The sequence below is a fragment of the Pseudomonas sp. Fl4BN1 genome, assembly GCF_009908285.1.
Classification (GTDB): Bacteria; Pseudomonadota; Gammaproteobacteria; order Pseudomonadales; family Pseudomonadaceae; genus Aquipseudomonas.
This window is the reverse complement of record NZ_JAAARM010000131.1, coordinates 1-408: the sequence shown is the minus strand read 5'-3', so window position 1 is coordinate 408 and position 408 is coordinate 1. Positions and strand designations below refer to the sequence as shown.

The window sequence follows — 408 nt, the reverse complement described above, 5'->3', positions numbered from 1 at the left end:
CCCTGGACTTGCTCGGGTGTGGGTGAGCTTTGGCTACGTGGGCGGTCAGATCGTGATCGGCAGCGCGCACAACGTGGCCAGCGTCGTGCGTACAGCGGCGGGCCGCTACCGCGTGCATTTTGCGCTGGCGATGCCGGATGCGAACTACTGCTGGACGGCGCTCGCACGCAGCAGCAGCCACAGCGGCCAGCAGCGTGTGGCTGTCGTTCGCGCCAGCTCCGACCTGAAAACGGCCCAGTACGTCGACATCTCCTGCGCGACGACAGCAACGTCGTTCGACGACTCGTCCGAAATCAACCTCGTGGTGTACCGCTGATGGCCTACACAGAAATCCAACTCCAGGCCTTGGAGAGCGCGCTCGCCAAGGGCGAACGGCGCGTGACCTTTGCCGACAAGACGGTCGAGTAC

General features: G+C 64.5%; 2 protein-coding genes. Both read left to right on the top strand.

Going from position 1 to position 408, the window contains the following annotated elements; all coding sequences use genetic code 11:
* Positions 1-316: hypothetical protein (locus tag GV818_RS33905; RefSeq protein WP_161778765.1), on the top strand; the 316-nt coding region annotated here is incomplete at its 5' end.
* On the top strand, positions 316-408 hold a 93-nt coding region (locus GV818_RS35270), incomplete at its 3' end, for a phage head-tail joining protein (protein ID WP_372242148.1). The genes GV818_RS33905 and GV818_RS35270, both read left to right, overlap by 1 nt.